The sequence below is a fragment of the Streptomyces sp. NPDC058751 genome (assembly GCF_042746485.1).
Taxonomy (GTDB): domain Bacteria; phylum Actinomycetota; class Actinomycetes; order Streptomycetales; family Streptomycetaceae; genus Streptomyces.
The window spans coordinates 1-9181 of the sequence record NZ_JBHYPZ010000089.1 but is presented as its reverse complement, the minus strand read 5'-3'; the positions used below and the strand labels follow the sequence as shown (position 1 = coordinate 9181).

Sequence of the window (9181 nt, the reverse complement as noted above, 5' to 3'; positions counted from 1 at the left end):
ACGCCCCAGATACCCACGCGCCAGCTGTACACCGCCCAGATAGAGCTCACCCGGCACGCCCGGAGGCACCGGTCGCAGGGCGCTGTCGAGCACGTAGGCGCGCATGTTGTGGACGGGTCTGCCGATGGCGACGGATCCGGCGGGGAGTTCGTCCTCGGGGCGGATGAAGGCGACCACACAGCCGACGGTCGCCTCGGTGGGCCCGTACTCGTTGATGACCGTCGCCCCTGGGCTGCGCTCCCGCCAGGCCCGGACGGTCTCGCCACTGAGCGCCTCACCGCCCACCACCAGGTCGCTGCTGGGCGACAGCGCTTCGGGCAGGGCGGTGAGCAGGGGCAGATGACTCGGCGTCGCCTTCAGGAAGGCTGGCCGCAGATCGTTCGCGGACTCCTCCTCCAGGACCGCGGGCCGCACCGAGCCGCCTGCGGTGAGCGGGCCGAGCAGCGCCGTCACCGTCAGATCGAACGCGATCGGCGAATGCAGCAGCGCGCGCCCCGAGAGGCCGGGGTAGGCATTTCTTGCCCAGGCCAGATAGGCGTTCACGGAGGCGTGCTCGACGACCACGCCCTTGGGGCGCCCGGTGGAGCCCGAGGTGTAGATGACGTATGCGGGATGGTGCGGGCTGAGGGGTTCGGCTCGGTCGGCGTCAGTGACGGGAGCCACGTCGTCCTGCTGTTCGGCTGCCTCGGCCAGCAGCTCCGTCAAGACGAACCGCGGTATGTGCGACCCGGGCAGCTGGTCCGCGGTCTCGTCGGCGCAGAGCAACAGGGCGGGTCCTGCGTCGGCGAGCATGAAGGCGATGCGTTCGGTGGGATAGCCGGGTTCGACGGGCAGATAGGCGGCGCCGGACTTCAGCACCGCGAGCACGGCGACGATGAGCTCCGGCGAGCGGGGCAGCGCGAGAGCGACGAAGTCCTCGGGCCCCGCGCCCAGTTCGATCAACCGGTGCGCCAGCCGGTCGGAGAGACGGTCGAGTTCGGCGTACGACAGCACTGCGGAGTCGGTCTCGACGGCTGGCGCCTCGGGGGCGCGCCGAACCTGCTCGGCAAACCGGTCGAGTACGGTGCCGGCCGGTGTCTGCCCGAGGGGGCCGTTCCACTCGGTGAGCATCTGGTGCCGCTCGGCCGGGTCGAGGACCTCGAATTCGCCGATGCGCGTGGTGGGCCGCTCGGCGGCGGCCGTCAGCAGCCGGGCGAGCCGGTCGGCCATGGACTGTGCCGTGGTGTGGTCGAAGAGGTCACTGCTGTAGAGCAGCGCTCCGCGTAGTCCGGCCGGTGCGCCGTCCGTGCCGAACCGTTCCCCGAAGCCGAACAGCAGGTCGGTGCGCGAGACACCGGTCTCAGTGGTGCCCGGAGTGATGGTGAGACCCAGCAGTTCGGCCACCTCGTCCGTGGCGGCTTGCTGGTCGGTGCTGTCGACCGTCAGGACGACCTGGAAGAGGGGGTGCCGGGCCAGGGCCCGCTCGGGGTTGAGTACCTCGACGAGCCGCTCGAAGGGGACGTCCTGGTGGGCGTAGGCGGCGAGGTCGGTCTCCCGCACCCGGTCGACGAGGTCGGTGAAGGACGGGTTTCCGGAGGTGTCGGTGCGCAGCACCAACGTGTTGATGAACAGCCCCACCAGGGAGTCGAGCGCCTCATCCGTGCGGCCCGCCACCGGCGAGCCGATGGGGATGTCGGTGCCGCCACCGACCCGGGTGAGCAGCGCGGCGACGGCTGCCTGCACGACCATGAAGAGGCTGGCCTGCCGTTCCCTGGCGAGTCGGGTGAGCGACTGGTGGACACCGGCCGGGATCTCGAAAACGATGCGCCCGCCGACGTACGAGGGAACGGCCGGACGTGGGCGGTCGGTGGGCAGGGGCAGCTCCACGGGCAGGTCCGCGAGCTGTGCCGTCCAGTGGGCGAGCTGGCGGGCCGCCGGGCCGTCCTCGGCGTCCAGCATGGCGCGCTGCCAGAGGGTGTAGTCGGCGTAGTCCACGGGCAGCGGCTCGAAGACCGGCGCCCGGCCCGCGCGACGGGCGGCGTAGGCGGTGGCGAGGTCCCGCACGAGGACCGGCATCGACCAGCCGTCGGCCGCGATGTGGTGCAGCAGCAGGAGCAGCATCTGGTCGTCCGCGCCGAGGGTGAACAGCAAGGCGCGGACGGGAGGTTCGGCGGCCAGGTCGAAGACATGTCCCGCCGCCTCGTCACGGCGGGCCGTCAGCTCCTCCTCGGTGACCGGGACCACGGTGAGTTCCGGTCGGACCTCCCGGGCGTCCAGGACCTGCTGGTACGGGCCCTGTTCGTCCTCGCCGAAGACCGTGCGCAGCGGTTCGTGGCGGGCGACGACGTCGCTGATCGCCTCGCTGAGGGCGGCCCGGTCGAGCGTCCCCGTCAGACGCAGGGACAGGGGGACGTTGTAGGTCGCGCGGGTGCCCTCGACCCGGTTCATGAACCACAGTCGCTGCTGCACGTACGACACCGGAATGCGTTCGGGGCGCGGTGCGACGCGGCGTATGCCCGCCCGGGCGGTGGCGGCCCGGTCTAGGACGGTGCCGAGGCTCGCCGCGGTCGGCGCCTCGAACAGCTCGCGGATGGACAGTTCGGTGTCGAGTGCCGTGCGGATGCGGCTGACCAGGCGGGTGGCGAGCAAGGAGTGGCCGCCCAGGTCGAAGAAGCCGTCGTCGATGCCCACGCGTTCGACGCCGAGCACCTCCGCGAACAGCCTGCACAGGATCTCTTCGCGGGGGGTCCTCGGCGCCCGGGAGCCGGAGCCGGCCTCGTACACCGGGGCGGGCAGGGCCTCGCGGTCGAGCTTGCCGTTGGGGGTTAGCGGCAGCGCGTCAAGGGGCACCAGCGCCGACGGCACCATGTACTCGGGCAGCGCGTCGGAGAGGTGGGCACGCAGTTCGGCGGCCTGGACCGACGCACCGTGCGGCACGACGTAGCCGACCAGGCGGCGGTCCCCGGGGCGGTCCTCGCGTACGACGACAACGCAGGCGGAGACGTTCGGATGGCCGGCGAGCAGCGTTTCGATCTCGCCGAGTTCGATGCGGAAGCCGCGCACTTTGACTTGGTGGTCGGCACGGCCCACGAACTCCAGCTGTCCTTCAGCGGTCCAGCGTACGACGTCACCCGTGCGGTACATGCGGGATCCGGGGGGCCCGAAGGGGTCCGCCACGAAGCGTTCGGCGGTCAGTCCGGCACGCCCCGCGTAGCCGCGCACCACACCGTCGCCGGCGATGCACAGCTCGCCGCGGACCCCGGGGGGTACGGGGCGCAGCCGCTCGTCGAGGACGTACACGCTTGTGTTGTCGAGGGGTTGCCCGATGGCCGGTGCAGTGACGGACTCGGGCACCTGCCACGCCGTCGACCAGATGGTGGTCTCGGTGGGCCCGTAGAGATTAGTCAACTCTCGTACTTTGCCGCGCAGTTCGCGGGCCAATGCGGCAGGAAGCGCCTCGGCGCCGACGAAGGCGCGCAGCCCGGCGAGGGTCCCTGCCGCGTCCTCGGCGAGCAGGGCGTGCCACAGACTCGGCGTGGCCTGGAGGACGGTGATGTTCTCGTCGGCGATGGCCGCGAGGAGCGCCGCGGGATCGCGGACGGCGTCCTGGTCGGGCAGCACGACGGTGGCGCCGCTGAGGAATGGAAGGAACAGTTCCGGTCCCGCCATGTCGAATCCGACGGGTGCGACGGCGAGTTGCCGATCATCGGGACTGAGCCGGAACCGTGCGTCCAGCGCCGTCATGACGTTCATCAGACCGGCGCGCGGGACCACGACGCCCTTGGGTCGGCCGGTCGAGCCCGAGGTGTAGACGAGGTACGCGGGGTGGGCGGGGAGCACGGGTGCGTGCCGTTCGCCGTCGGCCGGGTTGCGCGCGGGCAACTCGTCGAGCGCGCCGTGCACGGCGGGGTCGTCGAGGACCACCGTGCGCGCGGCGGTCGGCGGGAGCGCGGACGCCGCCGACGTGTCGGTGAGGACGAGGTCGGGCCGGGCGTCGTCGAAGATGTACGCGATGCGGTCCGCCGGGTAGGACAGGTCGACCGGCAGATAGCCCGCCCCCGTCTTCAGCACACCGAGTACCGCGGCCCACAGGTCGGGGATCCGGGGCAGAGCCAGCGCGACGTACCGTTCGGGGCGCATGCCCTGGGCGATCAGGTGGTGGGCGATCCGGTTGGCCCGCTCGTTGAGTTCCCGGTACGTCAGCACGGTGCCGTGGTGGGCCACGGCGGGCGCGTCGGGGGTCAGTGTGGCCCGGCGTTCGAAGCGCTCGACGATACCTTCCGCGGGTGTCGTGGCTGCGCCTTGGCCGAGTCGGTCGAGGAGCAGGTGCCGTTCGTCGGCGGTGAGCAGCTCGATGTGGTGCAGAGGCAGGCCAGGCCGCTCGGCGCAGGAGTGCAGCAGCCGCAGCAGCCGCTCACCGAGTCGTTCGGCCGTGGCCCGATCGAACAGCTCGGTGCTGAAGTCCAAGCCGAACAGCACACCTGCTGGCCGGCCCTCGGGGCTGGTCCTCTCGTCGAGGGTGAGCTGGAGGTCGTAGCGGCAGGTTCCGGTGGCCACGTCGATGGCGGTCGCCGTCAGGGCGGGGTGCTCCAGTTGGACGCCCAAATCGTTGAACGCCTCGGCGAACTGCCGCCGGGCGCGGGAGAGCTGCACCTGGAAAAGCGGATGCCGGGCGAGGGAGCGCGCCGGGTCGAGGTGGTCCACGAGCCGGTCGAAGGAGACCGTCGCCCGGCCCGCCGCCGCCCGGGCGGTTTCCCGCACCCGGTCGAGGAGCCCGGCGAAGTCGACAAGCCCGGAGGTGTCCGTTCGCAGCACCAGGGTGTCCGTGGACGGGGCTGGCGCGTCGGTCAGCTCGTCGGCCACGTCGGTGGCCAGGACCCCCACCGGGATGTCCGTGCCGGCACCGAGGCCAGTGAGCAGGGCCGTGAGCCCGGCGTGCACGACCGTGAGGAGTCCGGTGCCGTGCGCCTGCGCCAGGTCGGTGAGCGCGGCGTGCAGCTCGCTGTCGGCGGCGAACTCGACGCGGTCGCCGCCGTATCCCGCGACGGCCGGCCTCGGCCGGTCGCAGGGCAGCTCCAGCTCTTCCGGAAGGTTGGCCAACTGCGTTTTCCAGTAGGCGAGTTCAGCATCGACCTGACTCGGGTCCGGCTCGGCGGCGAGGACTGAAGCGCTCCACTGCGGGGTTCGGCCCGCGCACCGCGCCGCGTAGGCGGTGGCGAGATCACGGGCCGTCTCGACGGCCGTCAGGGTGTCGCCCATGATGCGGTGGGCCACCAGCAGCAGCACGCTCTCCTTGTTGGAGATCCGCAGTAGCAGGGCCCGGAAGGCGGGCGCGGCAGTCAGGTCGAAGGGACGGCGGGCGGCCTCCTCCAGCCTCTCGGTCAGTGCCTGAGCGGAGGTGTCCGCCACCTCCAGCACGTCCGGCGCGTCGCGGACCGGGATGCGGTACGGGCCGTGCCGGTCCTCGGCGAACACGGTGCGCAGCACCTCATGACGCTCCATCAGGTCGGTTAGCGCCCGACCCATGGCCGCCGCGTCCACGGGCCCGGACAGCCGTACGGCGGCAGGCACGTTGTAGAGCGCGCTCGCGCCCTGCAACTGGTGCAGAAACCAGAGCCGCTGCTGCGCCGGGGTGAGCGCGGTGGCGGCGACCGGGCGACCGTCCACCTCGGGGTTGCCGCGTTCCAGTACGGCAGCAATCCCGGCCACGGTCGGTGCTTCGAACAGCTCCCGGAGGGTCAGTTCGATGCCGAGTGCCACCCGGATCCGTCCGGCCAGCCGTGCAGCGAGCAGGGAATGCCCGCCCAACTCGAAGAAGTCGTCGTCAATGCCCACCCGCTCGACGCCGAGCACCTCCGCGAACAGACCACACAGGAGAACCTCCCGGGGCCCGCGCGGCTCCCGGACGGCACCGGTCGCGGCGAACTCGGGCTCGGGCAGCGCCTTGCGGTCGAGCTTGCCGTTCGGGGTCAGCGGCAGGGCGTCGAGCGGCACGAAGGCCGAGGGCACCATGTAGGGAGGCAGCAGCCCCGCCAGATGGTCGCGGAGTTCACCCGCGGTCGGCGACTGCGGACCGGCCGGCACGGTGTACGCCACCAGCCGGCTGCTGCCCGAGCCGTCCGACCGGGCCGTCACCACGCACCGGCCGACGCCGGGGTGGGTGGCCAGGGCGGTCTCCACCTCGCCGGGCTCGATACGGAAGCCGCGCACCTTCACCTGCTGGTCGGCGCGTCCCAGGAACTCCAGCTCGCCCGTGGCACGCCACCGCACCACGTCCCCGGTGCGGTACATACGGGATCCGGCCTCGCCGAAAGGACAGGCGACGAAGCGCTCCGCGGACAGGTCGGGACGACCCAGATAGCCGCGGGCCAGACCGTCGCCGGCAATGAAGAGCTCGCCCGGCACCCCTACGGGAACGGGACGCAGTCTCTCGTCGAGGACATGGACCCGGGTGTTGCCGATCGGCCTTCCGATGGAAGGCGCGCCGGCAGCGGGTGCCAGCTCGGCCGCCGTCGACCAGATGGTCGTCTCGGTGGGGCCATAGAGGTTGGTCACGGACCTGCCGCGCGCCAGCAGGAGCCGGGCCAGGTCGGCGGGCAGCGCCTCGCCGCCGACGAGTACGCGTACGCCGGTGAACAACGCCCCGTCCTGCTCGGCGAGCGCACGCCACAAACCCGGGGTGGCCTGGAGCACCGTGGTGCCGGTCCGCTCGGCCTCGGCACACAGGGCACCCGGGTCACGGACCTGCTCGGGGCTCGCGAGCACCACGGCCGCGCCCACCGTGAGCGGGAGGTAGAGCTCGAGGCCCGCGATGTCGAACCCGACCGTGGTGACGGCGAGCAGCCGGTCGTCGGCGGTGAGCCGGAACTGTTCCCGCATGGCGGCAAGGAAGTTGTCGAGCGCGGTACGGGTCACCACCACGCCCTTGGGACGGCCGGTCGACCCGGAGGTATAGATGACGTAGGCGGGGTGGGCGCCGTCCGTGACGGGAGCCGAGGCGTCGACGGGTACCGCGAGTGCGGCGCGGGTCTCCTCGGCGTCCAGGTCAATACGGCGGGCCGCCGTACCGGTCGGCACCGGGCCCGAGGCGCGCGTGGTGAGCAACAACGCGGGGTTCGCGTCCTTCAGGACCCAGCCGACGCGGTCCGCGGGATAGCCGAGGTCGATCGGTACGTAGGCGGCACCGGACTTGAGGACGGCGAGCAGGGCGATGACCAGGTCCGCGGTGCGCGGCAGCGCGACGGCGACGAGTGTGTCAGGGCCCGCGCCATGCGCACGCAGCAGGTGGGCGAGCCGCTCCGCCCGCTCGTCGAGGGCGGCGTACGACAGTTCCTCGGCCCCCGCGACAAGTGCGGTGGCGTCCGGGGTCTGACGCACCCTGCGGGCGAACAGCTCGGTCAGCGGCGCGGGCGCGGGCCGCCGCGTGTCGTTCCACTCCGTCAGCACCAGCGCCCGCTCGGCGGGACCAAGGATTTCCACGTCCGCGACGTGCCGCCGCGGTTCGGCCGTCAGAGTGTCGAGCAGCCGCACCATCCGGTCGGCCATCGCGTCGGCGGTCTCGCGGTCGAAGAGAGCGGTGTCGAACAGCAGCGAACCGCGCATCCCGGCGGGCGTCCCGTCCTGTGTCCGACGCTCGCCGAAGCCGAAGAGGAGGTCGAACTTGGCCATGCCGGCCTCGGCCACGGCGGGCGACACCCGCACGCCGAGGAGTTCACCGACGGCCTCGGGGACGTCCTGGTGATCCGCGGTCTCGACGGTGAGCAACACCTGGAAAAGCGGGTGGCGAGCGAGCGAGCGCTGCGGGTTGAGGTCCTCCACCAGCAGCTCGAAGGGTACGTCCTGGTGCGTGTACGCGGCCAGGTCCGTCTCCCGGACCCGGTCGATGAGCTGGGCAAACGTAGGATTGCCCGACAGGTCGGTGCGCAGCACGAGGTTGTTGACGAAGAAGCCGACCAGGTCTTCCACGGCTTCGTCGGTGCGACCGGCGACCGGCGTGCCGATGGGAATGTCGTGGCCGCCGCCCAGGCGGGACAACAGGACGGCGAGCGCGGCCTGGACGACCATGAAGACGCTGGCGTTGTGGGAGCGGGCGGTGTCCGCCAAGCGCTGGTGCAGTGCGGCGGGCACGTCGAACTCGACGCGCTCGCCCCGGCGCGCCGCGCCCGCGGTGCGGGGGCGGTCGGTGGGTAGCGCCAGTTCCTCAGGCAGATCCGCGAGAGCAGTGCGCCAGTAATCCAGATGGTGGGCGAGCAAGCTCTCCCGGTCGTCCTGCGCGCCGAGTTCGCGGCGCTGCCACAGGGCGAAATCAGCGTACTGCACCGGCAACGGGGCCCAGTCGGGCGCGGCGCCCGCACGGCGGGCCGCGTAGGCGGTGGCCAGGTCCCGCACGAGTACGGGCAGGGACCATCCGTCGGCGGCGATGTGGTGCACCACGACCACGAGGGTGTGCCGGTCCGGCGCATGACTCACCAGCGCGACCCGCACAGGGACGTCCCGGGCGACGTCGAAGCCGCGTCCAGTGAGTTCGGCGACGAGGGCCGCCGCTTCCTCGTCGCCGGCCTCGGCGTGGTGGAACTCGGGCCTAGCCCGAACCGGTTCGAGCACGGTCTGCCAAGGCCCCGTCTCGTCCTCGGCGAAGATGGTGCGCAATGGCTCGTGCCGGGTCACGACGTCGTCGAGTGCGGTCCGCAGGGCGGCGGGGTCGACGGGGCCGTCCAGGCGGAGCACGACCGGGATGTTGTACGTGGCGTCCGCGGCCTCGAAGCGGTTGAGGAACCACAGCCGCTGCTGGCCGAAGGACAGGGACAGCCGCTCGGGCCGCACCCCAGCCGTGAGCCGGGACCGGGTGCTCCCCGCGCCCGTGTCCAGGACGGCCGTGAGACCCGCGACGGTGGGTGCGTCGAACAGTTGCTGCACCGAGAGGTGGATGTCGAGGGCGGCACGGATGCGGCTCGCGAGCCGGGTGGCGAGCAGGGAGTGGCCACCAAGGTCGAAGAAGTTCTCGTCGAGGCCCACCGTGGCCCGGCCCAGTACCTCGGCGAAGAGCCCGCAGAGGATCTCCTCACGCGGAGTGCGCGGACCGCGTACGCCGGTGGACAGGGACTGCTCGGGTTCGGGCAGGGCGCGGCGGTCGAGTTTGCCGTTGCCGGTCAACGGCAGCACATCCATCGACACGAACGCGCCCGGCACCATGTACTCCGGC

1 protein-coding gene is annotated in these 9181 nt (G+C 71.9%); it reads right to left on the bottom strand.

Going from position 1 to position 9181, the window contains the following annotated elements:
* On the bottom strand, nucleotides 1–9181 hold a 9181-nt coding region (locus tag ACFW6B_RS40840), incomplete at both ends, for an amino acid adenylation domain-containing protein (protein ID WP_386604968.1).